General features: G+C 56.6%; 22 protein-coding genes and 3 pseudogenes. 17 read left to right on the forward strand and 8 right to left on the reverse strand.

Annotated elements, in window-relative coordinates; genetic code table 11:
- From GF1_RS03100 to GF1_RS03130, 7 genes are all read left to right on the forward strand, one after another.
- On the forward strand, positions 1-525 hold the full coding sequence (locus tag GF1_RS03100; RefSeq protein ID WP_267928162.1) for a heterodisulfide reductase-related iron-sulfur binding cluster: 525 nt from the start codon (positions 1-3) through the stop codon (positions 523-525).
- Entirely contained in the window at positions 522-3,536 is a 3,015-nt protein-coding gene (locus GF1_RS03105) for an FAD-dependent oxidoreductase (protein WP_267928163.1), read from the forward strand. Before GF1_RS03100 ends, GF1_RS03105 begins: the two co-directional genes overlap by 4 nt.
- Positions 3,493-3,990, forward strand: coding sequence for a hydrogenase iron-sulfur subunit (locus GF1_RS03110; protein ID WP_353740421.1), 498 nt, complete (start codon positions 3,493-3,495; stop codon positions 3,988-3,990). Before GF1_RS03105 ends, GF1_RS03110 begins: the two co-directional genes overlap by 44 nt.
- Positions 3,987-4,979 carry a 4Fe-4S dicluster domain-containing protein gene (locus tag GF1_RS03115; protein WP_267928165.1) on the forward strand — a complete coding sequence of 331 codons (993 nt, stop codon included), beginning with the start codon at positions 3,987-3,989 and terminating at the stop codon, positions 4,977-4,979. Before GF1_RS03110 ends, GF1_RS03115 begins: the two co-directional genes overlap by 4 nt.
- 120 nt (positions 4,980-5,099) lie before the next feature.
- Positions 5,100-5,333: a hypothetical protein gene (locus GF1_RS03120; RefSeq protein ID WP_267928166.1), complete on the forward strand. Its 234-nt coding sequence runs from the start codon at positions 5,100-5,102 to the stop codon at positions 5,331-5,333.
- Positions 5,334-5,335: 2 nt separating this feature from the next.
- Positions 5,336-6,361, forward strand: coding sequence for a 4Fe-4S dicluster domain-containing protein (locus GF1_RS03125; RefSeq protein WP_267928167.1), 1,026 nt, complete (start codon positions 5,336-5,338; stop codon positions 6,359-6,361).
- Between the two features lie 4 nt (positions 6,362-6,365).
- Entirely contained in the window at positions 6,366-7,253 is an 888-nt protein-coding gene (locus tag GF1_RS03130) for an FAD/NAD(P)-binding protein (RefSeq protein WP_267928168.1), read from the forward strand.
- A 44-nt stretch (positions 7,254-7,297) separates the two neighbouring features.
- Here GF1_RS03130 and GF1_RS03135 read toward each other — a convergent pair whose 3' ends face one another.
- Positions 7,298-7,639 (reverse strand): Hpt domain-containing protein, encoded by a 342-nt coding sequence (locus tag GF1_RS03135; RefSeq protein WP_267928169.1) that lies wholly within the window; start codon positions 7,637-7,639, stop codon positions 7,298-7,300.
- Between the two features lie 155 nt (positions 7,640-7,794).
- Here GF1_RS03135 and GF1_RS03140 point away from each other — a divergent pair, with 155 nt between their 5' ends.
- The 5 genes and pseudogenes from GF1_RS03140 to istB (GF1_RS03160) all read left to right on the forward strand — a co-directional run bounded on the left by GF1_RS03140 (position 7,795) and on the right by istB (GF1_RS03160) (position 13,354).
- Positions 7,795-8,283, forward strand: coding sequence for an IS110 family transposase (locus GF1_RS03140; RefSeq protein WP_267929099.1), 489 nt, complete (start codon positions 7,795-7,797; stop codon positions 8,281-8,283).
- A 155-nt stretch (positions 8,284-8,438) separates the two neighbouring features.
- Positions 8,439-9,992: an IS21 family transposase gene (istA, locus tag GF1_RS03145; protein WP_435051705.1), complete on the forward strand. Its 1,554-nt coding sequence runs from the start codon at positions 8,439-8,441 to the stop codon at positions 9,990-9,992.
- Between the two features lie 11 nt (positions 9,993-10,003).
- Positions 10,004-10,741 (forward strand): IS21-like element helper ATPase IstB, encoded by a 738-nt coding sequence (gene istB / locus GF1_RS03150; RefSeq protein WP_267928171.1) that lies wholly within the window; start codon positions 10,004-10,006, stop codon positions 10,739-10,741.
- Positions 10,742-11,143: 402 nt separating this feature from the next.
- Entirely contained in the window at positions 11,144-12,628 is a 1,485-nt protein-coding gene (gene istA, locus GF1_RS03155) for an IS21 family transposase (protein ID WP_267926246.1), read from the forward strand.
- Positions 12,615-13,354: pseudogene (gene istB, locus GF1_RS03160) on the forward strand (IS21-like element helper ATPase IstB). The gene istA (GF1_RS03155) and the pseudogene istB (GF1_RS03160) overlap by 14 nt, the downstream one beginning before the upstream one ends.
- Here the strand turns inward: istB (GF1_RS03160) and GF1_RS03165 are convergent.
- A complete protein-coding gene (locus GF1_RS03165; RefSeq protein WP_267926244.1) occupies positions 13,324-13,476 on the reverse strand; it encodes a hypothetical protein in 153 nt (50 codons plus the stop codon). The pseudogene istB (GF1_RS03160) and the gene GF1_RS03165 sit on opposite strands and share 31 nt — an antisense overlap.
- A gap of 62 nt (positions 13,477-13,538) precedes the next feature.
- On the opposite strand from GF1_RS03165, the pseudogene GF1_RS16365 reads away from it, so the two are divergent.
- Together GF1_RS16365 and tilS are read left to right on the forward strand one after the other, a co-directional pair.
- A pseudogene (locus GF1_RS16365) lies at positions 13,539-14,039 on the forward strand (transposase); the annotation flags it as partial.
- Positions 14,040-14,787: 748 nt separating this feature from the next.
- The gene (tilS, locus tag GF1_RS03175; RefSeq protein WP_267928173.1) at positions 14,788-15,825 is read left to right on the forward strand and encodes a tRNA lysidine(34) synthetase TilS; all 1,038 of its coding nucleotides are present in this window, start codon (positions 14,788-14,790) and stop codon (positions 15,823-15,825) included.
- A gap of 227 nt (positions 15,826-16,052) precedes the next feature.
- On the opposite strand, the gene GF1_RS03180 is transcribed toward tilS, so the two are convergent.
- A complete protein-coding gene (locus GF1_RS03180; protein ID WP_267928174.1) occupies positions 16,053-16,679 on the reverse strand; it encodes a TorD/DmsD family molecular chaperone in 627 nt (208 codons plus the stop codon).
- Between the two features lie 68 nt (positions 16,680-16,747).
- Entirely contained in the window at positions 16,748-17,863 is a 1,116-nt protein-coding gene (locus GF1_RS03185) for a molybdopterin dinucleotide binding domain-containing protein (protein ID WP_267928175.1), read from the reverse strand.
- Positions 17,864-18,000: 137 nt separating this feature from the next.
- On the opposite strand from GF1_RS03185, the gene GF1_RS03190 reads away from it, so the two are divergent.
- The gene (locus tag GF1_RS03190; RefSeq protein WP_267926293.1) at positions 18,001-18,897 is read left to right on the forward strand and encodes an IS1595 family transposase; all 897 of its coding nucleotides are present in this window, start codon (positions 18,001-18,003) and stop codon (positions 18,895-18,897) included.
- Positions 18,898-18,924: 27 nt separating this feature from the next.
- On the opposite strand, the pseudogene GF1_RS03195 reads toward GF1_RS03190, so the two are convergent.
- From GF1_RS03195 to GF1_RS03205, 3 genes and pseudogenes are all read right to left on the reverse strand, one after another.
- A pseudogene (locus GF1_RS03195) lies at positions 18,925-20,580 on the reverse strand (molybdopterin-containing oxidoreductase family protein); the annotation flags it as partial.
- Between the two features lie 66 nt (positions 20,581-20,646).
- On the reverse strand, positions 20,647-21,552 hold the full coding sequence (locus tag GF1_RS03200; RefSeq protein WP_267928176.1) for a 4Fe-4S dicluster domain-containing protein: 906 nt from the start codon (positions 21,550-21,552) through the stop codon (positions 20,647-20,649).
- A gap of 26 nt (positions 21,553-21,578) precedes the next feature.
- Positions 21,579-23,015 carry a cytochrome c3 family protein gene (locus tag GF1_RS03205; protein WP_267928177.1) on the reverse strand — a complete coding sequence of 479 codons (1,437 nt, stop codon included), beginning with the start codon at positions 23,013-23,015 and terminating at the stop codon, positions 21,579-21,581.
- A 286-nt stretch (positions 23,016-23,301) separates the two neighbouring features.
- Here GF1_RS03205 and istA (GF1_RS03210) point away from each other — a divergent pair, with 286 nt between their 5' ends.
- Together istA (GF1_RS03210) and istB (GF1_RS03215) are read left to right on the forward strand one after the other, a co-directional pair.
- The gene (gene istA / locus GF1_RS03210; RefSeq protein WP_267927359.1) at positions 23,302-24,828 is read left to right on the forward strand and encodes an IS21 family transposase; all 1,527 of its coding nucleotides are present in this window, start codon (positions 23,302-23,304) and stop codon (positions 24,826-24,828) included.
- Positions 24,815-25,555 carry an IS21-like element helper ATPase IstB gene (istB, locus tag GF1_RS03215; protein WP_267926245.1) on the forward strand — a complete coding sequence of 247 codons (741 nt, stop codon included), beginning with the start codon at positions 24,815-24,817 and terminating at the stop codon, positions 25,553-25,555. Before istA (GF1_RS03210) ends, istB (GF1_RS03215) begins: the two co-directional genes overlap by 14 nt.
- On the opposite strand, the gene GF1_RS03220 is transcribed toward istB (GF1_RS03215), so the two are convergent.
- Positions 25,525-25,677: a hypothetical protein gene (locus tag GF1_RS03220; RefSeq protein ID WP_267926244.1), complete on the reverse strand. Its 153-nt coding sequence runs from the start codon at positions 25,675-25,677 to the stop codon at positions 25,525-25,527. The two genes, istB (GF1_RS03215) and GF1_RS03220, sit on opposite strands and share 31 nt — an antisense overlap.
- Positions 25,678-25,806: the final 129 nt, after the last annotated feature.

Genomic DNA, 25,806 nt, shown 5'->3' on the forward strand with positions numbered 1-25,806 from the left:
ATGTACTTTGCGACCCTGGAGGGGTTGCGCCGTTTCAACATTCCCCATAAGTTCGAGTTTGTCTCCATTATCTCCCTCTATGCCCGCTGGATCCGGGAGGGGCGGCTGGTGGTGGATTCTTCCTGGAATACCAGGGGACTCAAGTTCACGGTCCAGGATCCGTGCAAGCTGGTCCGCCAGGGTCTGGGCGACCCGGTGGCCGAGGATCTGCGCTTTGTAGTCCGGGCGGTGGCCGGGGAGGAAAACTACGTCGAACCCTGGCCGAGCAAATCAAATAATTACTGCTGCGGTGGTGGCGGCGGTGCCCTGCAGGCAGGTTTCGTCGCCAACCGGCGGGCCTATGGCCGCTACAAATTCGATCAGCTCCAGGCCACCGGTGCCGATGTGGTGATCACTCCCTGCCACAACTGCCACGGGCAGATTATGGACATCTGCGAGCATTATGGCGGAACGTGGCAGACCACCCATCTCTGGAACTGGATCGTCAAGGCCATGAAACGAAAAAACCGGGGGCAGAAGGGATGAGCAGACTGTCCGGTTCGGTTCTCATTGTCGGCGGAGGCATCGCCGGGGTGCAGGCGGCACTGGATCTGGCTGATTCCGGTTTCCGGGTCCACCTGGTGGAGCGCTCGCCCGCCATCGGCGGGACCATGTCCCAGCTGGACAAGACCTTTCCCACCAACGACTGCTCGGCCTGCATCCTTTCCCCGAAGCTGGTGGAGTGCGGTCGCCATCTCAATATCAATCTGCTGACGCTCTCCGAGTTGACCGGACTGGTCGGTGAGCCTGGACATTTCACGGCCACCGTGGTTCAGCAGCCGCGCTACGTGGATCCGGACAGGTGTATTGCCTGCGGCCGCTGCGCCGAGGTCTGTCCCAAAAGCGCCAAGTCCGGCTTCAACCTGGGTCTGAACCGGCGCAAGGCTGCCTACCTGCAGTACCCGCAGGCCGTACCGCTTAAGTATGTCCTGGATCCCGAGGCCTGCATCTATCTGAAAAAACCCGGCCGCTGCGGGTTTTGCGCCCGGGAGTGTCCGGCCGACGCCATCAACTTCGACGACCATCCCAGAACCCACCATCTGGAGGTGGGCTCGGTGATCCTGAGTCCCGGTTTCAAGCCCTTTGATCCCGGGGTGCTGGACTTCACCGGCTATGGCCGGCTGGACAACGTGGTCACCTCCATGGAGTTCGAGCGGCTTCTCAGCCCCTCCGGCCCCACCATGGGGCAGCTCAAACGGCCTTCGGACGGGAGCGAACCCCGTCGGATCGCCTGGCTGCAATGTGTGGGCTCCCGGGATAACAACCGGGCCTGCCACGGGTACTGTTCGTCGGTCTGCTGCATGTATGCTATCAAACAGGCGGTCATAGCCCGGGAGCACGCGGCCGGGAAGCTGGAGAGCGCCATCTTCTTCATGGACATGCGGACCCACGGCAAGGAGTTCGAGCACTATTACCAGCGGGCCAGGGTAAGCGGCGCAGACTTTCACCGGGCGCGGATCCACACCGTGCATCCGGCCGGAAACGGTAACCTCAGGTTGCACTGGGCCGATGAACAGGGGAAGCTCCACGACCGGGACTTTGACCTGGTGGTGCTGTCGGTGGGCCTGGAAATGGATCCGCGGGTGGTGGCCCTGGCCGGAGATCTCGGGGTCGAACTTGACCGCGATAATTTCATCGCCACCACGGATTTTTCCCCGCTGGCCACCAGCAGGCCCGGGGTGTATGTCTGCGGTGCGGCCGCCGAACCCAAGGATATTCCCCAGTCGGTCATGGAGGCCAGCGGCGCTGCCCTGGAGGTACAGCGTGATTTGAGCGCTGCCCGCTGGACCGAGACCAGGCAGCCGCAGTATCCCGAGGAACGCGACGTCTTTGCCGAACCGCCGCGGATCGGAGTCTTTGTCTGTTCCTGTGGGATCAACATCGCCTCGGTGGTGGATGTGGCCGCGGTGACCGAGTATGCCGCCACCCTGCCCGGGGTGGTCTACAGTCACAACAATCTTTTTTCCTGTTCCCAGGATACCATCGACCAGATGGCCTCCACCATCCGCGACCAGCGACTTAACCGGGTGGTGGTGGCCTCCTGTTCGCCCCGAACCCACGAGGATCTGTTCCAGGAAACCCTGCAGGAGGCCGGTATCAATCGGTACCTCTTCGAGATGGCCAATATCCGCGACCAGGATTCCTGGGTCCATCAGAACCAGCCCGGGGCGGCGACCGAGAAGGCCAAGGATCTGGTGCGCATGGCCGTGGCCCGGGTGCGGTACCGGCAGCCGTTGCCGGAAAACCGGGTGGCGGTAAACAAGTCCGTTCTGGTGGTCGGGGCCGGAGTCGCCGGCCTGACAGCGGCTCTTTCCCTCGCCGATCAGGGCTACCCGGTGACCCTGGTGGAACGGGACTTGCGACCTGGAGGGCAGGCATGGTCGCTGTTTCGGACCTGGCAGGGCAGCCGGATCCATCCCTGGCTGGAATCCCTGTGCGCCCGGGCGGAGAACCACCCGGATATTACCCTGAAAACCGGGACAGAGGTGGTTGAGGCCTCTGGCAGTGTGGGTCGGTTCAAGACCACGCTTGCCGATGGCCAGGTTCTGGAACACGGGGTTACCGTGCTGGCCACCGGTGGCGAACCGTATCAGCCCACCGAGTACCTCTACGGCCGCCATCCCCGTGTCCATACCCTGCTGGAAATGGACCGGAAAATCATGGATGAGCCGGAACAGATTGCCGGCGTAAGCCAGGCGGTGTTCATCCACTGTGTCGGTTCCCGGGTTGCGGAGCGGACCTGGTGCAGCCGGGTCTGCTGTACCCATGCCATCGACCAGGCGCTCAAGCTCAGGGAACTCCGGCCGGAGATGGATATCATCATGCTGTACCGCGATATCCGGACCTATGGCCAGCGGGAGCATCTCTACCAGGAGGCCCGGGCGGCGGGCATTGTCTTTGTCCGCTATGACCTTGACCATCTGCCCCGGGTGGATGAGAGTGAGGGAACCCTGCAGGTGGTGGTCCGTGACCCGATCCTGGGTCGGGAAATCCTCCTTCATCCCGATCTGCTGATCCTGGCCACGGCGGTGGTTCCCCGAGAACAGACCGGTGCGGTGGCGAAGCTGTATAAGTGCGCGGTCAATGGGGACGGGTTCCTTCTTGAGGCCCACATGAAGCTCCGGCCGGTCGATTTCGCCACCGACGGTGTTTTTCTGGCCGGGCTCTGTCATTACCCCAAACCGGTGGATGAGACCATTGTCCAGGCCAAGGCCGCCGCGGCCAGGGCCGGGCGGATCCTGGCCCACGACGCGGTGCCGGCCGAATCTCTGACCGCCGAGGTCCAGGCTGGTAAATGCGTGGGGTGCGGGCTCTGTGTTCAGGTTTGTCCCTATGCGGCGGTCATCCTGGAGGATGACTCGGGGCAGGCCGCAGTCAATAGCGGCCTGTGCAAGGGCTGTGGAGCCTGTGTGGCCGGTTGCCGTTCCGGGGCCATTTCCCTCAAAAACGGCGATGACGAGCAGCTCATGGCCGCGGTGGAGGCGGCCCTGTCATAAGAACTGTGTGGATGAAACCTTGAGCTTCGAACCAAAGATAATAGCCTTTCTCTGTACCTGGTGCAGTTATGCCGGCGCCGATCTCGCCGGGATAAGCCGCTTGCAGTATCCGCCAAGTATTCGTATCATCAAGGTGCCCTGTTCGGGTCGGATCAGCGCCAATCTGATCCTTGATGCCATCCGCAGCGGGGCGGACGGTGTGCTGGTTTCTGGCTGTCATCCCGGTGACTGCCATTACCAGTCCGGCAATTATCACGCCCGGCGGCGGTTTGTGCTGCTCAAAAACCTGCTTGAGTTTGTCGGCCTGGAGTCGGATCGACTGCATTTCACCTGGATATCAGCTTCGGAAGGTGAGCAGTTCGCTGCTGTCGTCCGCGAGGTCACCGATCGGGTCCGTGGTCTGGGGCCGGCCACCCGTTTTGTCAAACACCTACCGGATGGATCTGGAAAGTGAGTCAGCTAAACGAAACCATTACCCGCGCTCTCAGGGAGCGGGCCGGGGATCTGCTGGCAGCGGGTACGGTGGATGCCTTTGTCGGCTTTACCACCGGCACAGTGCCCATGGTCATGCGGCCCCTGGTCGCCCGCACTCCCGAAGAGGCCAGGCAGTTTGTCTGGAACTCCTTCTGTGTTCTCAATCCGGCCAACTTTCTGCCCGAACTGGTTCAGACCCTGTCCGGGGAAGGCCAGGTGCGGGTCGGGGTCGTGGCCACGGGCTGCTGGTCCCGCAACATGGTGGTTCAGATCCAGGAAAACCGGCTCCGCCGGGAGCAGATCCATATCGTCGGCATAGCCAGCCGCGGCATGGTCCTGCCCCGCAGGGTTCGGGCTCTCTTTGCTGGCCGGGAGATCACCCGGGTGGAGGAAAAGGAGCACGAGCTCGTGGTCAGTGGTCCAGGTTTTTCCGAAACAGTCAGCCGCTGGAGCGTGGTGAGGGACAACTGCCGGACCTGTTCCCACCCGAATCCGGTTCTCTTTGATGAGATGCTCACATCGCATTCCACAAGGAACCCGGTGGCCGACAGATTTGACCAGATCGAGGAGATAGAGCGCATGACACCGGAGGAGCGTTACCAGTGGTTTCAGGGCGAAGTCGCAACCTGTATCCGCTGTTACGCCTGCCGCAACGCCTGTCCGCTGTGCTATTGCCCCACCTGTTTTGTGGACGAATCCCGGCCGCAATGGGTGGGAAAAAGCCTGGACCCGGTGGATGTTTCGCTGTTTCATATCCTGCGCGCCTACCATTGTGCGGGTCGCTGTACCGACTGTGGCGCCTGCGAGGCGGCCTGCCCCATGGGAATCCGCATGCGGCTTTTTACCCGCAAACTGGAAAAGGATGTACTGGCCCTGTTTGGTACCGAGGCGGGAATGGATCCCGGCCAGCCCCAGCCTCTGGCCACCTATGGCCTGGATGATCCGCAGGATTTCATGTTGAGAGGGTGAGTTGGGACCGGGAGTGCTCTGCCGGCGCAGGTGGGCCGGCAGGAAATGTATTGATTTGTGTATGGCTGGCATCGGACAGGCAATGATTCGGTCATACCGGCCGCAAGAAGGAAAGGAGCTATGAGTCGCTATAAGAAATACGATGTGCCGTGGTGGTGGCTTGCCATCGGCCTGATCGGCTTTATCATCAATATTCGGGTTGCCGCCGAAATCGCCACTCCTTTTGAACGGGCCATCGACGGCCTGGCTGCCGGAGGAGTACTGCTGACCTCCATATATTACGGCTGCTTGTTTTTCGGGTTGTTTGACAAGGTCCGGACCAGGCGGAATGTGGACTCCGGAGAGGAGCACTGAAGGTGTCTTTGTACCGGGCAAGTCAGGCGGACCTGGATGGTCTGGTCCGGCGGTGGCGGCGGGATTTTGATCTCTTTGCGCCCCTGGACAGGGACCATGGAGTGGTCCCGGACTGGGCCCTGCTGACCCGGGACAGGTTTCCGGAGCTGGCTTCGGGACTGCCGGCGAACAGTGTCAAACGGTTCTTTTTCCCCCAGCCCGAGGTGCTGGCCCTGTTTTCCACCACGGACAGGGAGGGGTCGTGCTGCCAGGTACCGGCGGATGGGGGGCGAGCCCGCATTCTACTCGGGGTCCGGCCCTGTGATGGCCGCAGCGTAGAGTTGAACAACATGGTGTACCGGGAGGATCCCTATTACCAGGCCGCTCGCTCCAAGACGATCCTCGTTGGCCTGAGCTGCCGCACCAGGAGCACCACCTGTTTCTGCACCTGGACCGGGGGCTCCCCCCTGGGTACCGATGGGCTCGATATCCTCCTGACCGAACTGGATCATGGCATTGTCCTGGAAACGCTGACCCGGCGGGGCGAGGAACTGCTGGCCGGGGCCGGGTTGCCGGCGGCCGGTGATGACGAGAGGGAGAGGCTCGAGCAGCTCCGCAGGCAGGAGGCCGGCCTTGGCGGGGCGGTGGAGAATCCGGCGGCAGTGCTTGGGGAAAAACCGCTCATGGCCCTCTACGAGGCCCCGTTCTGGGACCAGGTTGCCCAGCCGTGCCTGAACTGCGGTATCTGCACCTTTCTCTGTCCCACCTGCTACTGTTTTGATATCCAGGACGAGGTGATGCACGGAAGCGGACACCGTATCCGGTACTGGGATTCCTGCATGTTTCCGCTCTTTACTCTCCATGCCTCGGGCCATAATCCGCGCGGGCAGAAGGTGCAGCGGGTACGCAACCGTTTTCTGCACAAACTCAAGTACTTCCCGGACCGGTTCGGGCCACTTTCCTGCGTAGGCTGCGGTCGGTGTATCCGCGAGTGTCCGGTGAATATCGATATCCGCGGGGTCCTGCGTGACCTCCTGGCAGTGGAGTAGAGCAATGGACGCAGCTGCTGTACACGGTCCTGGCAGGGAGGACCTGGCCGGAACCGGTCTGGTCAATCCCTATATTCCCTGTCCGGTCCGGATCACCGAGGTGATCGTCGAGAGTGAGGACGGCAACCTGAAGAGTTTCCGGCTGGCCTTTGAAAGAAGCGAAGACGCCAGGGCCTGGTCCCATGTGCCGGGTCAGTTTGCCATGCTCTCTTTGGCCGGCCAGGGTGAGATCCCCATTGGTATCGCCTCCCCGCCCGGGGAAAAGGAGCTGCTTTTCACGGTCAACCGGGCCGGCAAGGTGACAACGGCCCTGCACATGCTGGACGTAGGAGCCCGCATCGGCCTCCGGGGGCCGCTGGGCAACGGTTTCCCCGTGGACGGTGCTCTCCGGGGGAAAAACATTGTTATCATTGGTGGCGGATTCGCCTTCACCACCTTGCGGGCCACCCTGCTCCACATGCTGGAAAACCGTAAGGATTATGGCCAAGTCACGGTCATCTACGGCGCCAGAAGCCCGGGGATGCTCCTGTACCGGAAAGAGCTGGAGGCCTGGGATGCGCGGGACGACGTGGAAATGCATGTCACCATCGACCGGGAAGCACCGGGCTGGGACGGGCTGGTGGGGTTCGTCCCCACCATCGTCGGCCAGGTTGCGCCTTCTCCGGAAAATGCGGTCGCCCTCATCTGCGGGCCACCCATCATGATCAGGTTCACCATGGGACCGCTGGAGGAACTTGGCTGGCAGAACGACCAGGTCTACCTGTCGCTGGAAAACCGGATGAAATGCGGCCTGGGGGTCTGTGGTCACTGCAACGTCGGCCCGGTCTATGTCTGCAAGGACGGACCGGTGTTCACCAGGGCCGAGGTCCTGGAGCTGCCTGTGGAGTATTGAACCACCGGTCCAGGCTTGATCATCCCGGACTCTCCAGTTTTCTGTTATCCTGGTTCGCCGGTGATCTTTCTGATCTCTGTGCCGATTTCCCGGACAATTTTTCTATAATCCATCTCCCTGTCGCCCTGGTTGCATCCCCATTCGATCTGAAAGGCCACATCGGCCAGATCCAACAGCCCGAGGTTGAGCAGGGCGCCCTTTATGGTATGTCCGGCCTTACCGAGAATTTTCAGGTCGTCGCTTTGGGCGGCCTGTTCCAACCGCTGGAGATGGGAGTTCAGGGTAGTGAGAAAGGTGGGCATGACCGAGGCGATTTTTTCCTCGGACAGCAGGTAGGCGGACCGGAGATGGGCGTGAATGGTCTGCAGGTAGTCGTCGCTTTTCATGGTGTGTCCTGATTAAACCAGCATGTCTGGACCAGGTAAGGTAAGATGAGAAGGCTGATTCCCCAGACGAGCTGTGGTATAACCACGCTCAAAAAAACGCAGTCTCAATGCTGCACAACAAAGGAGAACCAGCCATGGGTACTGTAACGATTGGAATGGATCTTGGCGACAAAAATCATGTTCTTTGTGTACTTGATCGAAATGGATCGGTCTGTTACGAGGGAAATATTCCGAACACGAAAGATGATCTGGTGAAGTTTTTTACCAGATACAAAGGGGCCTCCGTTGCCCTGGAAGCAGCAACCCATTCGCCCTGGATAAGCCGTCTGCTTGAAGAACTTGGTTGTCAGGTCCTGGTCGGCAACCCGCGCAAGCTGAGAGTTATCTGGGATAGTGACAGAAAAAATGATAGCCGTGATGCCATGATGCTGGCCAGAATTGCCCGGTTTGATCCCGATCTTCTCTATCCAGTCAACCATCGTGGCGAAGGAGCACAGGTTGACCTGGAGCTGCTCCAGGCAAGGGATATGCTGGTCAAGACCCGAACGTCTCTGATCAACCATGTTCGTGGCAGTGTCAAGGCTTTTGGAGCACGGTTACGGTCATGCATATTCCAGAGCATTCCGGCCACCGATTCCACGTGATTCCGGCCGGTGATTCCATTTCATTCCGGCCACGGATTCCATTCGATTCCGGCCAGTGATTCCAGAGGAATCCGGCCACAAGACTTGGAGAGTAGCGACGCATAGAACCACATGGTAGGTGAGGCCTTTTTGAATCAATATTTCAAGGAGGGCCCATGCCGAAGAAGAGGTTATCTATGCGTAAGATACGAGAGGTGTTACGCCTCAAATACGAATGTAATCGCAGCAACCGTGATATCGGCCACAGCTGCGGCATTGGCAGCAGTACGGTCAGTGACTACCTGCAACGCGCCAGAATGGCGGGCCTTGAATGGCCGTTGCCTGACCGACTTGACGATACCGCCCTGGAACAACGGTTATTTCCTCCGACCATCCCGCGCAACAGCTCCCGCCCCATCCCTGACTTCCAGGAAGTCCATAAGGAACTGCAGTCACGCAAGGGTGTCACTCTCAACCTGCTCTGGCAGGAGTACAAGGAGCAGCACCCTGACGGCTATCAGTACAGCTGGTTCTGCCACGGTTACCGTGACTGGGCCGTCCGCCTGGATGTTGCCATGCGCCATGAACACCGGGCAGGAGAAAAGCTGTTCGTTGACTATGCCGGTCAGACCGTTGATATCGTTGATGCGGCAACCGGCGCAGTCAGCAAGGCTCAGGTCTTTGTCGCCGTACTGGGTGCGAGCAGTTACACCTATGCCGAGGCCACCGCCACCCAGGGCCTTGAGGACTGGATCGGCTCCCATGTCCGCGCGTTTTCCTTTTACGGCGGTGTTCCCGAGGCCGTTATCCCCGACAACCTGAAAAGTGGTGTCAGCAAGCCAAATCGCTACGAGCCGGACATCAACCCCACCTACAACGATCTGGCCCGCCACTACCAAACGGTGATCCTTCCGGCCAGGGTTCGCAAGCCTCGGGACAAGGCTAAGGCAGAGAATGGTGTTCTGTTGGTGGAACGGTGGATACTGGCCAGGCTCCGCAAGCATACCTTTTTCTCTCTTGATGAGTTGAACCTGGAGATCAAGCGGTTACTCCGGGACCTCAACGAAAAGCCCTTCCAGAAGCTTCCCGGCAGCAGAAAGAGCCGCTTTGAAGAGCTCGACAGGCCTGCCCTGAAACCGCTGCCGGCAGCCGTCTACGAGCTGGCCCAATGGAAGAGGGCCACAGTCCACATCGACTATCACGTTGAGGTGGAGAAACATTACTACTCTGTCCCCTACACCCTGGTGAAAAAGAAACTGGATGTCCGCTATACCGCAAGTACAGTGGAGTGTTTCTACCGCAACAAACGGGTTGCCTGCCACCTTCGCGATGACCGGGCAGGACGCCATACCACCATCAAGGAGCACATGCCTGTCAGTCATCAACGATACCTTGACTGGACTCCTGATCGGTTCAGGCGGTGGGCTGCAAAGATCGGTCCGCAGACCCTCGTATTGACCGAGACCATGCTGGTCAAGAGAGGGCATCCGCAACAGGCCTACCGGTCATTGCTGGGCATTCTCAGGCTGGGCAAGTCCTACGGTGACAAACGGCTTGAGGCGGCATGCGGACGTGCCCTGCACATTAACGCCTTCTCGTATCGCAGCATAGAATCCATTCTCAAGAACGGGCTGGATCAGAAACCGCTGCCGGGAACCAGCAGAGAAACCACCCCGGTTAAACACGACAATATCCGCGGCGCCGGGTACTACACATCAACAAGCCATTAAAGGAGAATATCATGCTGCTTCACCCGACTCTTGAGAAACTGACCGCTATGCGCTTCACCGGTATGGCCGCAGCCCTGGATGAACAGATGCAGATAGGCGGTCTTGACCATATGGCCTTCGAGGAACGCCTAGGCCTCCTGCTGGACCGTGAACAGGCTGTCCGGGAGACCCGGAGGATGAAGACCAGGCTACGCAAGGCCAAACTGCGTCAGCAGGGTTCTGTTGAAGACATTGACTTCCGCCATCCCCGCGGCCTGGACAAGTCCCTTGTCGCGAGACTGGCTGACTGCCAATGGATCAGGAAGCATCACAACCTGATTATCACCGGCCCCACCGGCGTTGGCAAGTCATACCTTGCCTGCGCCTTTGCCGAGAAGGCCTGCCGGGAGGGGTTCAGCGCCCTTTACCTGCGGACCACCAAGCTCTTCGAAGACCTGAGCCTGGCCAAGGGGGACGGACGGTATCTCAAACTGCTGAGCTCGTACGCCAAGACAGACCTGCTGGTCCTTGATGATTATGGCCTGTTTGAACTGAGCCAGGAACAGCGCCACGATCTGCTTGAAATACTGGAGGACCGTCACGGTCTCAAGTCAACGCTCGTGACCAGCCAACTGCCGGTGGAGAACTGGCATGAACAGATCGGCGATCCGACCCTGGCAGATGCCATTCTGGACCGGCTGGTACACAGTGCCCACAAGATACAACTCAATGGAGAATCTATGAGAAAAAAGACAGCGAACTTGACATGATCAGAGAGAAAAAGGTAATGGACGACTAACAGCGTCGCTACGCTCCGATCAGCTGGCCGGAATCCCGTGGAATGCCTGGCCGGTTTCGCCTGGAATGGGTGGCCGGAATCAGTGGAATACGCAGGTCATGCAGTGCAGAGAGTTTTCACCGCAAGGTCGCGGAAGATCTGCCGGAGTCGCTCAAGCCCGCATTACTTTCTGTTCTGGAACTGATTGGGTGTCAATGGCCAAGTATATTGACCCACATAAGGCCAACAATTTTGACCCATTTCGAGGCTGAAACGGCAGCCGTTTGGCTGTATCCTCTCTCCTTTTCCCAACCATACAAACCGGGAGGAGGCAACCTTGAAGGGGTGGAACATGATACACAAAATCAAAGCGTTACATAGCAATGGGTCGGGGATGTCCATCCGTGGCATTGCGCGACGGCTGGGGATCTCCCGCAACACGGTCCGGAAGTACCTGGCCATGTCCGAAGAGGAGATCCAGGCCCGGCAGAGCAACCGTGAGAGGCGCAAGCTCCTCGATCCCCACCGGGCCTACATCCGGCATCTCATGGAGTCGTTTCCCGGCTTGAGCGCGGTGAAGATCCACCGCAAACTTAAGGAGAAACACCCTGACCTGCCGGTGTCGATCCGGACGGTGCGAAGATACGTGGCCCGGCTCAAGCAGACCTCCACGCTCAAGCAGGAGCGCTATTACGAGCCGGTTCTGGACATGGTCCCCGGGGTCCAATGCCAGGTGGACCCCGGGGAGTTGCGGGGAGTCCTGGTGGCCTGCCAGCCGACGACCGTCTACTTCGTGGTCTTTGTCCTCTCCTATTCGAGGCTGATGTACGTGGGGCTTTCTCCCCGGCCTATCGACACCGGCACGTTCATCCGCATGCACGACGCAGCGTTTCGGTACTTCGGCGGTCGGCCCGAGGAGTGCGTCTACGACCAGACCAGGCTGGTGGTGATCAAGGAACGCTACCGGGAGCTGACCCTCAACGAGCAGTTCCATGGCTATGCCACCGTAGCCGGTTTCCGGATCCGGGCCTGCGAGGGATACGACCCCGAGAGCAAGGGCAAGGTGGAAGCCGGGGTCCGGTACGTAAAGGGTAATGGACTGGCCGGGGAGCATTTCGACTCCTGGGCCGACCTGGAAGCCTATATGGCCGAATGGCTCGACGCCACGGCCAACGCCAGAAAGCACGGCAGCACTGGCGAGTCACCGCGGCAGCGCTACGAGCGGGACGAACGGCGCCACATGCGGCCCTACCTCACCCCGAGCATCGACTTCACCCCCGCCTGCCGGGAGACCCGCAAGGCGGACAAGACCGGGCTCGTCTCCTGGAAGAGCAACCGTTACTCGGTGCCCATGCGTTACCAGCGCGCCACGGTGGGGGTGCGCGAGGAGCAGGACTTCCTGGTGTTCCTGGACCTGGAGACCGGCGAGGAGATCACGCGGCACGCCCTGTGTCACGGCCGGGGCCAGGTGATCAAGAAGAAGTCCCACTACCGGGACAAGGCCCGGCGGATCGCCGACTGCGAGGCGGAGATCCAGCGCCGCCTGGGCGACGACGGCATCCGCATGAGCGCCCTGCTCAAGAAGGGCGCGCCGGACATCTACAAGGACCAGCTGACCGGCCTGATCCGCCTGCTGGACCGCCACGGGATCCCGGCCCCCCTGCTGGCGCATCTCCTCGACCAGCCGCGCCTGACCACCTCCCGCATCGAGGACTACCTGGAGGCGTACCGGAAGCGCCCGGACCTGCTCGACGAACTGCGGACAGGCCAGGAGCCCCGGGAGCGGCCGGCAGCCGCGGCCGACAGCGCCACCAGGGCCATGCTGCGCCCATACGCCGCTATCTGCGAGACAGGGGAGGTGAGCGATGCCGTCCATTGAGACCACCGTTGCCAAGTTCCGCGGCCTGCGCTGTACCAGCATCGCCGCCGGCCTCCCGGACCTGCTCGCCGCCGCCGAGACCAACGAGGTCTCATACCTGGAGTTCGCCGACATGCTGGTGGAGCACGAGCGCCGGCAGCGCAACCACAAGCGCATCCTCCGCAACCGCAAGGCGGCGGGCTTCCCCACAATCAAGCGGCTGGAGGAGTTCGACTACAGATACCAGACCACCATCACCAAGCGCCAGGTCAACGCCCTGCTCGATTTCTCCTTCATCGACAACCGCGAGAACCTGATCTTCATCGGCCCCCGGGCGTGGGCAAGACCCACCTGGCCATCGGCATCGGCCACAAGGCCGTCGAGGCCGGCTACAAGGTCCTCTTCACCCGGGCCGCCGAACTGGTGGAGTCGCTCGACCTGGCCCTGGCCAAGGGCGAGCTCAAGGCCAGGATAACGGCCCTGGCCAAGAACGACCTCCTGATCATCGACGAGCTCGGCTACCTGCCCATGAACAAAACCGCGCTCTACAACCTCTTCCAACTCGTCAACAGCCTGTACGAGTACCGCTCCATCGTCGTCACCACCAACAAGGAGTTCACCGCCTGGGGCGACTTCTTCCACGACGACAACGTGGCGGTGCCCATCATCGACCGCCTGGTCCACCACTCCCGCGTCTATATGCTCGGCGGCGAGAGCTACAGGCTGCGCCAGAAGCTGACAGGGTGACCGCCATGCAGGAGCGTCACGACAACGCATATCGCCTCCGTGGTCTCGACCTGGAACTCTCCCAGCCCGCTCTCCTTTCGGGCACCGGACAGGCTCTTGGCCAGGGGCCTCGGGTGGGTCAATTTTTTTGTCCGGGTGGGTCAATTTTGTCGTCCGGTAGTGGGTCAGTTTTTTTGGCTATTGACAGATTGGGCAGCTGACCGAGCAGATAAAATCCTATGACAAGAACATTGAGGAACTGTGCCGGATATCGTATCCCGAGACCGAACTTTTGACGGGAATCAAGGGTGTCGGTGCCCTGACAGCTCTGGCCTTTATTCTGGTGCTGGAAGACCCCTCACGTTTTGACAAAAGCAGCCAGGTGGGCTCTTTTTTAGGATTGACTCCGCGGCGGGATCAATCCGGGGAAACAGATAAACAGCTGCGTATCACCAAGGCCGGCAACCCCTATTTACGTCGACTTTTGGTTGGTGCTGCTCAATATATCCTTGGACCTTTTGGAGAGGATTGCAATCTCAGACGATTTGGCCAGCGAATCAGCGACAGGGGCGGAAAAAACGGCAAACGCAGAGCAGTGGTCGCAGTAGCCAGGAAACTGGCGGTATTGCTTCATCATCTTTGGGTAACCGGAGAAATATATGATCCCCTGTACAGACCGGTTCGCTGTGTGGCAAAAGCGGCATAGGACACAGCGTCTGAAGCGAACGCTAGAAGGAATGCAATGAAAAAATTTCGCGTATACAACAAGAAACGAGATGAAAATAAGGTAATGAGCGTCAAGGACCCCTGACAATTTTTTCCTTGCATTCCTTTACGCTTATCGCTGACCTGAAAGTAATCGAAGGGCGAAAGGCGCCCTTTCGGTCAGGACCCTCCGGGGGGAACTCGCTCGGTTGCAAAAGGCTTTTATTGATCTGTTTGACAAGGAGACCGTTTCGTCCTGCTCCCTAAAAAGAACGTCCCGTCAGGAAGACTGCGTTTGGTCGTTCAGCCCGTCATCAGCCAGTGACATTCTTGAGGCCGAAGGTAAGGTTGCAGCTTCCACGACGGACTTTGCAATGCATCGGGATTTTGGCTGAATCTCTTCAAAGAATGCGAATGGAAGCGTGACGTTACGGGGTGGAAGAGGAAAAAATGGTTCGCCACGTCGAACAATATATTGACAAGCCTTCTCATGGAAGCGACCGAAGGGAGACTCCGGGCTTCGGCACGGTCCAGCCATAGCAACATATGAAAATCACAATGGGATTATCCAAACTTGTGGTGATTTCCGGAAAAAAACCCTGAATGTGGCGCCTTGCGCTCCACCTCCCCCGGATGGTGGCTGCAGGGATACGGGGATATCCGCATGGTCGCAGACAGATATCATGATCTTGTGCCTGATTCCATGATATATTGTTTCCAGCTTCTGCTCAACCGTAAGTCCATAAATTATGCATCCTCTGGAACAGAAAATATACCGGACCATCGTCGACCAGGAGCTGTTTGACCAGGGTGCCCGCCTGGTGATCGGGGTTTCCGGAGGACCGGACTCCATGGCCCTGCTCCATCTCCTGGCTGCTCTGCGTCCCTCCTTTCCCTGTTCCCCTGTCGCTGTATACGTGGACCATGGATTGCGGCCCGGGGAGACACCGGCTGAGTGTCAGGCCGTGGAACAGGCGGCCGGCATTCTTGACCTTCCTTTCGAGACCATTTGTGTGGACACGGAGAAATGTTCCAGGGAACGGGGACTTTCCCTGGAACATGCGGCCCGCGAGCTGCGCTACGCGGCCCTGGAAGAGGTGGCCGGGCGCTACAGGGCCTCCCGCCTTGCCGTGGCCCATACCGCCGATGACCAGGTGGAGGAGGTCCTGATCCGTCTGCTGCGAGGCAGTGGCCGCTGCGGGCTTTCCGGCATGCGGATGCGGCGCGGCAGAGTTATCCGTCCCCTGCTGGCGACACCCAAGGCGGATCTGCTTCGCTATCTCCAGGACAGGAATATCGCCTTTTGTCAGGATTCCAGCAACCGGGACCGTCGCTTTCTGCGCAACCGGATCCGTCTTGACCTTTTGCCCCTGCTGGAACGGGAATATGATCCCGGGGTGCGCAAGGCCCTGCTCAAGACGGCTGAAAACCTGGCCGAGGATGAGGCATTTCTCGACAGCCAGACTGCGGACGCCTGGCAGCGGCTGGTCCGGCCAACCAATCCCGTTCCGACCGGTGAGCCGGGCTATCTTCTTGAGCGCAGCGGCTTATGCGTTCTCCACCCCGCCCTGCAGCGGCGGCTGGTGGAGAGGCTGCTCTGGGAGCTTGGCGCCAGACCCCGCTATGAACATATCATCATGGTACTCACTGCGGCTCGTCAGGGTACCATCGGCAGTGAACTGCATCTCAGCCAGGGCCTGCGGGTCGAGGTGCAGCGTGATTTCCTTAGTTTTTCCTACCCCCGTGGTCGCGGCAGCTGGCGCGGCCGTCTGTCTGGCAGTATCTGATCACAGGGTGCGCACCAGACCGATATTTCAAGAAAAAAATACAAGTTGTCTCAGGGGCCTCGGATTTATGCAGTCGTGGATGACCGTAGCTAAACGACTGGAGGGAGGCTCTGATAGCCCCTCTATGTGGACAGCCGCGACCGTGCAGGTAAGCGGAGACTTGGAATATGGGGTGGCTGTGACGAGTTACAGTAAAGAGTTTCTATGTTCACAGAACAAATGTTGCATTACCAATCCTGGCTGCAGGTTTCCTTCAGGATAAGAGCAGCACCTTGATAAAAATCTTCCTTTGTATGTTCAATAATTGAATCAGAAAAATCGGGCACCCATACCGTAAGATGATCGTAAAAGAATCTTTCTGTTAAATTTTTTAGACTCTCAACCTGTTCGTCGTCACCGAGGCTATGCAATTCAAGAGATCGGTCAATAAGATATTCCATGAATTCCATCTCAAAGCTGATGTGGTCTTCGGGTATTTGATATAAATTATGTACCGTCAGGCCAGCCTCCAGGTATTGTTTCCTCACTTTGATCGTGATTTCTGACATCAATATACGATTTTCCGAAAGGTAAAAGGAGGCAAAGGGAACAGCTGGAGGATGTGTCGGGCCAATAAATAGCCGTGAAAATTCCACGGCCAGCTCTTCGAGATAATCGTCCATCCGACTGTTGTTCGTTTTCGCGGCCTGGGTGATAAGACTAAAGCCCTGATCCAGGTCATTACTAACAGTGTCAACAGGTATCTGTTGCAGATCCATTAAGATATCTTTATCTATTTCTTTAAGAAAAATTCTTTTCAGAAAACTTAATAGAGGCTTTCTTTCAGCCATGCTATTCATTTCAGCCAGTGCCATAATTTTTCTCCATAATTGGATTGTCCGGGGGGAAATCTCTGCTCCCCCCCGGACCAGTTACTTACTGGTTAAACTTTTTTGATCTTGACGATCATATCAGCAAAGGCCGGAAAACCCATGATCGGACTCAATGCATCGGGATCAATCAATATGTTGTGGTACGGAGTGTACTTTCTGCTCTGGTAGGCAGGTCCCATTCCAGGGCTCCATCGGCCACCAGCACCGAATCCAAGCTTGATGACCCCGGGACGAATACCACCGGTGGCAAAGATTTTACCACGCGTTGATTTGCCCAGCGGGTTGGTCAATTCCACAAGATCTCCGGTAACCAAGCCAAGATTTTTGGCATCACCGTCGTTTATCATGATGGTGCCCACCGAGTAACTGTTTGCCGGAAACTTCATTGTTGTATTTTTGAAGCCTTCTTCAGGGGATGCCTCAGGCACCTCGGCCTCAAAGGTGTCGTTCAGCGGCTGCCAGGTCCCTTCCGCCTTGACCTGTCCAAGCCAGGGTACCATCTGGGTGCCACTCATGGAATGATGGACCTTGCCGCCGATAACCTGGAAAGGGTAATCCTTGGCGTATGTTTTATAGTCAGGGTTGGTGTATGGATTCCACTTGGTTTCAAACCAGAAAAAGGCGCTGGGGTACTTTTTGAAGCCAATCTCCTGCAGGCCAAGAGGTACATCGCCACCAGCTTCCTCGATTTTTTTGTTGTATTTGGCATAACGGCCCATTCGTTTTCCACCTTCTTTATAATCCCAGACGAACTCAATCATCTTGCTTGAAGTCTTGGGAAAGAAGTGGTTCGGTTCGTCTGCATCATGTTTGCGATACCGGTACCAACTCATCGGCCAGATTGCCACTCCATGATTATTGCGCAGCCATTCCACTGTGAGCGGGGTTCCGTAAACCTTTTTGCTCTTGTGGTCGACCTTGGCGTCACCCTTTTCAAGGGAATCCGGGGTGCCATAAAGTTTGTATCCTTCAGGATATTGCGGATACGGCAGAGGACGACCCACATTGGGTCTGCCGGGTGAAACCGCAAGCATTTCATCGACAAAGTCTTCCTCTTTGCCATACTTTTCCCAGAAATCTTCTCCCTTGATATCCGGGTCTCCCAAATCACTGAGTTTTTTTGCCAGCAGGTTCATGATTTCAAAAGGCGGCTTGCTCTCATACAAAGGCTTGATTACTGCATCCCTGTTATAGACCAACTGGTGCGAGGGATAAATATCTGAATATGGCTCTTAACATTTTTCAGCTAATGCTTATATTTATAACAAGATCAAGCAGATACCGGCTTGAAGGAGGTCTTGTTATGAAGATGCCAGCAGTCTCCTTGTTGGAGTGGCAGAAAAAATTTGGCAGTGAAGAAGCGTGTGCGGCCGAGTTGGCAAAAGTGCGATGGCCGGATGGCTTTTTCTGCCCAAGATGCGGCAGCCGAAAAGCAAGCTATATTTCCACCAGACATCTCTACCAATGCTCCAAGTGTCGCCACCAAGTGTCCATCACCGCTGGTACAATTTTTCATGCCACAAAAATTTCACTCGTCAAATGGTTCTGGGCAATTTATCTCACCGCCTCCGATAAGGGTGGCATTTCTGCTCTGCGTCTTGCCAAGCACCTGGGTGTTTCCTGGCTGACCGCATACCGAATGTTGCGAAAAATCCGGATGGCCATGGCTCATCGCGATTCCATATACCGCCTTAAAGGGTTTATTGAACTCGATGATACTTATGTAGGTGGCAAACGATCCGGCAAGCGAGGGCGAGGTGCAGAAGGTAAAAAGCCTGTACTGGTGGCGGTTGAAATGCACCCGGATAAAGGTGCCGGCTTTACGGCTATGAAGGCTGTGGAGACAATTTCCCATGATACGGTGCAGTCTTTCCTTACCAGAAAGCTGCTTACCGGGCAAAAGGTTAAAACCGATGCTTTGCCGGCTCTGACTGTGGTTGGAACGAGCCAGCAGCATGAGAAAAAGATTACACCACCAGAGGAAGCCGCCAAATGGTTGCCTATGGTCCATGTGATCATCGGTAATATGAAAGCCTTTCTTACGGGCACCTTTCATGGGGTAAGCCTCAAGTATCTGCAAGAATATCTGGACGAATTCTGTTACCGATTCAATCGAAGATTCTGGGAGCCGGAATTGCCCATGCGTTTGCTCAACGCTTGCTTGGCCCATGTTCCGGTGACTAAAGCTGAATTTGGTTAAGAGCCATATATCTGAAAGACTTTGACGTTCCGCATAGCTTGCTTCCGGCAGGATGATATCCGCATACAGGGATGATTCCAGGGCCAGCGTATCGATAACCACCATCAGTTCAAGTTTGTAGTCGCCATTCGCATCCTTGGCTGTGATTGCTTCCTCCCACTTGTAGGAAGGTCCTGCGGTATAGACCACATTTCCTGTCCTTAGAAAAAATGCCTTTATAGGATAATGATATCCACGGAAAGGACCATATGAGATATCTACTCCATCTAAAAACGCATTGGGATAATTGCCCACCGATTCATCCCAGGCACAAGGATGCTTATGGCCGAAGAGATCCATGTGCAGATGTTCAACTTCTCCTTCAACTTCTTTTCCTGCTATCTCGCGAGTAATTTTTCTTTTCTTGAAATGTTTTCCTTTGAACGAGCCTCCTTTGTTGCATTTGACCAGTTCACAGTCAATGGCACCTCCAGGTACGTCAAAGTTACCGGTTATAACATTCAGGACGGTACCTATGATGGAACAGCAGTATCCATTGTAATGATGGCCAGGTGACTGCATGCCCCAGACCAGAGCTGCCGGTTTCGTGATACCGAACTGATGTGCAAGATCTTCGATCTGTTTTTTCTGCAGTCCGGTTCGCTCTGCAGCCCAGTCGAGACTGAAATAGGAGAGGTTGTTGATCGGATCCTTCTTGCCCCACCAGGACTTGAACTCGTTCATGAACTCATCCCAGCCCTTGACATATTTTTTCATCTCCCAGTCAATATAGCGGCGATTCTTGTCATTGGGGTCATCATGCTCAAGGATATAGCGCAGCATGGCGCCAAAGAGGTCTCCGTCGGTTCCGGCTCTGGGCGAAAGCCAGACATCGGCCTTGGAGGCGGTATTGCTCAAGGCCGGGTCAATGACCACCACCTTGCAGTCATTTTCTATCTGGGCACCAACCGTGCCACGATTTTCATAGAATATCCGTGTAGCTACAAAAGGATTCCAGCCATTATAGATGATAAGTTTGTTTTTGTAGCCGTATTCTTTCTTTATGGAACCATCTTTCTGGCGGACGTGTTGCGGTGTCATGAGGTCAGGTTCTATTCGTTTGCCGCCCAGGATCAGTTTCGGCCCATGCCGGCGCGGGACATCACAGATAGCACCATGTTCGGCTGCGTTGGGCGAGCCGAAGGCAAAGGTCAGCCGATAGTATGGGTTACGGTCTGTGACATCACCGCAATCCATGATCATCGACTCTGCACCGTATTTTTTCTTGATGCCGACCATTTTTTTACCGATATAGTCAAGTGCTTCATCCCAACTGATTCTCTTGAACTTTCCCTCTCCTCGCTCACCTACTCTTTTCATGGGGTATTTGATACGATAGGGAGAATAGATCAGCTGTTGCCCCGAGGAGCCCTTGGCGCAAGCTGTACCGTCATTCATCGGAACTTCGGAGTTACCGTATATCTTTTCGACCTTGCCGTTGCGCACCCACATTTCCAAACCGCATTCTGCCGGGCACATCGTACAGGCAGTGTAATGAATTTTGTAGTTATCCATGGCCAGGCGTGCTGCCTTTGCCTCCGCGGGGCTCAATTTTTTGAGCGACAGCATTCCGGACTGGGACAGGGCTACTCCCCCTGCCAGGATGCTGCTATATTTTAAAAAACCTCGTCTCGTAGTAGTCATATGTTTTCCTCGCTATGAAAAATCATTCACTTATTCTTCTTCAGTCTGCAATAATTTTGTAGACTCTCATATCTTGGGATTGGCATGTTCGTTCAGGGCGGCCAGTTCATCGTCAAGATCGATGTAATAGACATTTGGGCTGGTATTTTTTTCAGGAAGGAGCACCTTTGTCTTGTTTTCCTTTATCAGCTTGGACACTTCGCTTTCAGGATCACTGAGATCACCAAAAATCCTTGCACGCCCCACGCAGCTTTTCACGCAGGCAGGTTCAAGTCCCTGGTCCAGCCTGTGAATGCAGAAGGTGCACTTTCCTATGCCGAAAGGACCTTCCTTGTCTTTTCTGGTCAGGCGAACATTTGGGTTGAAAAAGCGTGCGCCATATGGACAGGCCTTGATGCATTTACCGCATCCTATGCACAACTCGTTATTGTAAAGAATAGCGCCATCAGGTCGTTTATAGGTTGCCCCGATGCTGTAGCGTATTTTTTTCCCTTCCGGAGTGATATATATCTCTCTGGTTGGCTTGGGGTACTCGGGACAGGCCTTGACACAGGGGGGCACCAGCATGCGGCCAACCGTTTCTGTCCCCTCGCAATGGTTACAGAGGTGGGGTAGAAAAGGACGCTTCGCCTCGGGAAAGCTTCCTTTTTCCATGGTGGTAACCCAGGCGCCAAACCCAACCATCGGCAAGGAATTTTCCATTTTACAGGTAATCTGGCATGAGTAGCAGCCAACACATCTTCGGATATCGATGACCATGCCCCAGCGTGGTCTCTTTTTACCCTTTCCTTTGCCCTTTCTCGCCACAGCTGTTTCGGTCATCAGGCCTGTGACAGCCGCACTTCCGACCAGCACCGCACCGGCGCTTTTTAAAAATACTCTTCTTTCTTTTTTACGGTCGTCTTCCATCGTGGCCTCCTTGCTTTGCTTTTGGCGTGTCCGCAACCATTGCGGCTCCACATCCGACATCATTGTTGTCTGATCATCCGCGTGTACGTTTACTGTTCATCCTCAATGAGGATTATTGCATCCTCAAAGTTGATTGAAGCATTGTTAAGGACCATGAGTGAATATTTCTTGTTGTGAACACCGTTGCCGTATTGGACAAGATGGAGGTCCTTGAGTCCTTTCTCGTAAAGAGCCCTGGCCTCGTTTATCACCTCAGGTGAAAGTTGATCCGATTGCGCTTGTTCTATTGCCTGAAACGCTTCTTTCTGAAGAGCAACAGCCTGTTTGATTCCTTCGGCTATCTCCTTTTTCCACCGCTCGATCATTTCCAGGTGGCCCTCTTTGTGACAGGAGACACAGGTTCTGGCATCACCCTGAAGCACCACGGTCCCTTTTAGATCCTTTTTTCTTACATGACAGGCCAGGCAGTTTGTTGTGACCTCGTGCATCAGGCCAGGAGTCTTAGGCACTCCTTCACGCTCCGGCCCTTCAATGAGCTGAGCCTGATAAAGATGTTGCTCGGGGTGACAGGCAGCACAGTTTTGGCGGATCGCTTCCACATAATTTGTTTTTTTATGCTGTTTGGGAACGTGGCAGTCGAAACAGCCGGCCTTTTGCTCTGCAACGTGTTTTTCATGCATCAGAGGAAGGTTGTTTTTCTTGGCCAGAACTTCCGGATCAGCGTGACACGTCTCGCAGGCCTGAGGTTTCAGGTTGTCAGTACCACCTACAATGTCCAGATGGCAACTTGCACATGATACATTTCTGGCAGCTAAACTCTGATGAGTTATAGGTTGATCATCATTATTGATTGAACTACCTTCTTCACTTTTCTGTTTTTGTAACGGTTTGGTTGGAATGAGATGACATATCTCACACTTGGCTCGATCTTCGTTAAATTTGGTGTTTCGAAAATGACAAGTGAAGCATAGTTTTTTGCTCACTTCAAAATGCTTGTTGCTCCCAGGAACCTTTTGATGACAGGATGTACAGTGCATTTCCTGCCCATTGATTGGCTTTTCATAATGAGTGTTATGTGTAAATGGAATAACACCTTCTCGTTTAGAAAATTTTATTTTTTTTGTAAAAAATTTGTCACGAGGATGACATTCAGCAGTCATGCAGCTCCGGTCATCAATATGTGTTTGCTTCCGTACCTCCTTTTCGTGAGTGGCCATATAAGTAAAAAGTTGGCCTAATCCTTTGAATTTTGCCTTGAACGTTTTTCTTTCTCCGGGTGCGTAATGACATTGCACACACGCTACCGTATGTTTTGCCGATTCTTCACCATGTTTGTCTCTCTTCCAACTCTGGTAGGCTGGGTCCATGATATGACAGGATGTCCCGCAAAAGCCCGGCGTTCCTGTGTATGATTCAACCGAGACCATGACGGTGACAATAATAATGGCGAAAATGATCAGAAAGATCAGAATTGGTTTTTTCCACCTTTCCGATCTCCTTATTACTGTTTTTGCTTTTTTACCCATCTTGTATACACTCCATAGGATGATTCGAACTTATTTAGTACCTATCCACTGATGCTCTTTGTGCCCGATCTCTGCGTCACGCTCAAAAAATAATGGTTGGAATACCAACTGGATACTTGCTTTTGTTTTTTGCAGATCCCTGATTGTCAATGGCCAAGTATATTGACCCACATAAGGCCAACAATTTTGACCCATTTCGAGGCTGAAACGGCAGCCGTTTGGCTGTATCCTCTCTCCTTTTCCCAACCATACAAACCGGGAGGAGGCAACCTTGAAGGGGTGGAACATGATACACAAAATCAAAGCGTTACATAGCAATGGGTCGGGGATGTCCATCCGTGGCATTGCGCGACGGCTGGGGATCTCCCGCAACACGGTCCGGAAGTACCTGGCCATGTCCGAAGAGGAGATCCAGGCCCGGCAGAGCAACCGTGAGAGGCGCAAGCTCCTCGATCCCCACCGGGCCTACATCCGGCATCTCATGGAGTCGTTTCCCGGCTTGAGCGCGGTGAAGATCCACCGCAAACTTAAGGAGAAACACCCTGACCTGCCGGTGTCGATCCGGACGGTGCGAAGATACGTGGCCCGGCTCAAGCAGACCTCCACGCTCAAGCAGGAGCGCTATTACGAGCCGGTTCTGGACATGGTCCCCGGGGTCCAATGCCAGGTGGACCCCGGGGAGTTGCGGGGAGTCCTGGTGGCCTGCCAGCCGACGACCGTCTACTTCGTGGTCTTTGTCCTCTCCTATTCGAGGCTGATGTACGTGGGGCTTTCTCCCCGGCCTATCGACACCGGCACGTTCATCCGCATGCACGACGCAGCGTTTCGGTACTTCGGCGGTCGGCCCGAGGAGTGCGTCTACGACCAGACCAGGCTGGTGGTGATCAAGGAACGCTACCGGGAGCTGACCCTCAACGAGCAGTTCCATGGCTATGCCACCGTAGCCGGTTTCCGGATCCGGGCCTGCGAGGGATACGACCCCGAGAGCAAGGGCAAGGTGGAAGCCGGGGTCCGGTACGTAAAGGGTAATGGACTGGCCGGGGAGCATTTCGACTCCTGGGCCGACCTGGAAGCCTATATGGCCGAATGGCTCGACGCCACGGCCAACGCCAGAAAGCACGGCAGCACTGGCGAGTCACCGCGGCAGCGCTACGAGCGGGACGAACGGCGCCACATGCGGCCCTACCTCACCCCGAGCATCGACTTCACCCCCGCCTGCCGGGAGACCCGCAAGGCGGACAAGACCGGGCTCGTCTCCTGGAAGAGCAACCGTTACTCGGTGCCCATGCGTTACCAGCGCGCCACGGTGGGGGTGCGCGAGGAGCAGGACTTCCTGGTGTTCCTGGACCTGGAGACCGGCGAGGAGATCACGCGGCACGCCCTGTGTCACGGCCGGGGCCAGGTGATCAAGAAGAAGTCCCACTACCGGGACAAGGCCCGGCGGATCGCCGACTGCGAGGCGGAGATCCAGCGCCGCCTGGGCGACGACGGCATCCGCATGAGCGCCCTGCTCAAGAAGGGCGCGCCGGACATCTACAAGGACCAGCTGACCGGCCTGATCCGCCTGCTGGACCGCCACGGGATCCCGGCCCCCCTGCTGGCGCATCTCCTCGACCAGCCGCGCCTGACCACCTCCCGCATCGAGGACTACCTGGAGGCGTACCGGAAGCGCCCGGACCTGCTCGACGAACTGCGGACAGGCCAGGAGCCCCGGGAGCGGCCGGCAGCCGCGGCCGACAGCGCCACCAGGGCCATGCTGCGCCCATACGCCGCTATCTGCGAGACAGGGGAGGTGAGCGATGCCGTCCATTGAGACCACCGTTGCCAAGTTCCGCGGCCTGCGCTGTACCAGCATCGCCGCCGGCCTCCCGGACCTGCTCGCCGCCGCCGAGACCAACGAGGTCTCATACCTGGAGTTCGCCGACATGCTGGTGGAGCACGAGCGCCGGCAGCGCAACCACAAGCGCATCCTCCGCAACCGCAAGGCGGCGGGCTTCCCCACAATCAAGCGGCTGGAGGAGTTCGACTACAGATACCAGACCACCATCACCAAGCGCCAGGTCAACGCCCTGCTCGATTTCTCCTTCATCGACAACCGCGAGAACCTGATCTTCATCGGCCCCCCGGGCGTGGGCAAGACCCACCTGGCCATCGGCATCGGCCACAAGGCCGTCGAGGCCGGCTACAAGGTCCTCTTCACCCGGGCCGCCGAACTGGTGGAGTCGCTCGACCTGGCCCTGGCCAAGGGCGAGCTCAAGGCCAGGATAACGGCCCTGGCCAAGAACGACCTCCTGATCATCGACGAGCTCGGCTACCTGCCCATGAACAAAACCGCGCTCTACAACCTCTTCCAACTCGTCAACAGCCTGTACGAGTACCGCTCCATCGTCGTCACCACCAACAAGGAGTTCACCGCCTGGGGCGACTTCTTCCACGACGACAACGTGGCGGTGCCCATCATCGACCGCCTGGTCCACCACTCCCGCGTCTTCATGCTCGGCGGCGAGAGCTACAGGCTGCGCCAGAAGCTGACAGGGTGACCGCCATGCAGGAGCGTCACGACAACGCATATCGCCTCCGTGGTCTCGACCTGGAACTCTCCCAGCCCGCTCTCCTTGCGGGCACCGGACAGGCTCTTGGCCAGGGGCCTCGGGTGGGTCAATTTTTTTGTCCGGGTGGGTCAATTTTGTCGTCCGGTAGTGGGTCAGTTTTTTTGGCTATTGACAATCGACAAATCTGTCGAGTCGGGCGCGGGTTGTCGAGCTTCTTTATGCTGTCTTTCTGTGGTTGT

This window comes from Desulfolithobacter dissulfuricans, from assembly GCF_025998535.1.
GTDB lineage: Bacteria > Desulfobacterota > Desulfobulbia > Desulfobulbales > Desulfobulbaceae > Desulfolithobacter > Desulfolithobacter dissulfuricans.

What these genes read in the sequence shown, in the direction of transcription:
- istA (WP_267926246.1), top strand. Translation starts at nt 11,144, where the DNA reads ATGTCCATCCGTGGCATTGCGCGACGGCTGGGGATCTCCCGCAACACG.
- GF1_RS03120 (WP_267928166.1), top strand. Translation starts at nt 5,100, where the DNA reads ATGAGTCGCTATAAGAAATACGATGTGCCGTGGTGGTGGCTTGCCATC.
- istB (WP_267928171.1), top strand. Translation starts at nt 10,004, where the DNA reads ATGCTGCTTCACCCGACTCTTGAGAAACTGACCGCTATGCGCTTCACC.
- GF1_RS03100 (WP_267928162.1), top strand. Translation starts at nt 1, where the DNA reads ATGTACTTTGCGACCCTGGAGGGGTTGCGCCGTTTCAACATTCCCCAT.
- GF1_RS03190 (WP_267926293.1), top strand. Translation starts at nt 18,001, where the DNA reads ATGAAGATGCCAGCAGTCTCCTTGTTGGAGTGGCAGAAAAAATTTGGC.
- istA (WP_435051705.1), top strand. Translation starts at nt 8,439, where the DNA reads ATGCCGAAGAAGAGGTTATCTATGCGTAAGATACGAGAGGTGTTACGC.
- tilS (WP_267928173.1), top strand. Translation starts at nt 14,788, where the DNA reads ATGCATCCTCTGGAACAGAAAATATACCGGACCATCGTCGACCAGGAG.
- GF1_RS03110 (WP_353740421.1), top strand. Translation starts at nt 3,493, where the DNA reads ATGACGAGCAGCTCATGGCCGCGGTGGAGGCGGCCCTGTCATAAGAAC.
- GF1_RS03135 (WP_267928169.1), bottom strand. Translation starts at nt 7,639, where the DNA reads ATGAAAAGCGACGACTACCTGCAGACCATTCACGCCCATCTCCGGTCC.
- GF1_RS03200 (WP_267928176.1), bottom strand. Translation starts at nt 21,552, where the DNA reads ATGATGTCGGATGTGGAGCCGCAATGGTTGCGGACACGCCAAAAGCAA.
- istB (WP_267926245.1), top strand. Translation starts at nt 24,815, where the DNA reads ATGCCGTCCATTGAGACCACCGTTGCCAAGTTCCGCGGCCTGCGCTGT.
- GF1_RS03140 (WP_267929099.1), top strand. Translation starts at nt 7,795, where the DNA reads ATGGATCTTGGCGACAAAAATCATGTTCTTTGTGTACTTGATCGAAAT.
- GF1_RS03205 (WP_267928177.1), bottom strand. Translation starts at nt 23,015, where the DNA reads ATGGGTAAAAAAGCAAAAACAGTAATAAGGAGATCGGAAAGGTGGAAA.
- istA (WP_267927359.1), top strand. Translation starts at nt 23,302, where the DNA reads ATGATACACAAAATCAAAGCGTTACATAGCAATGGGTCGGGGATGTCC.
- GF1_RS03105 (WP_267928163.1), top strand. Translation starts at nt 522, where the DNA reads ATGAGCAGACTGTCCGGTTCGGTTCTCATTGTCGGCGGAGGCATCGCC.
- GF1_RS03130 (WP_267928168.1), top strand. Translation starts at nt 6,366, where the DNA reads ATGGACGCAGCTGCTGTACACGGTCCTGGCAGGGAGGACCTGGCCGGA.
- GF1_RS03180 (WP_267928174.1), bottom strand. Translation starts at nt 16,679, where the DNA reads ATGGCACTGGCTGAAATGAATAGCATGGCTGAAAGAAAGCCTCTATTA.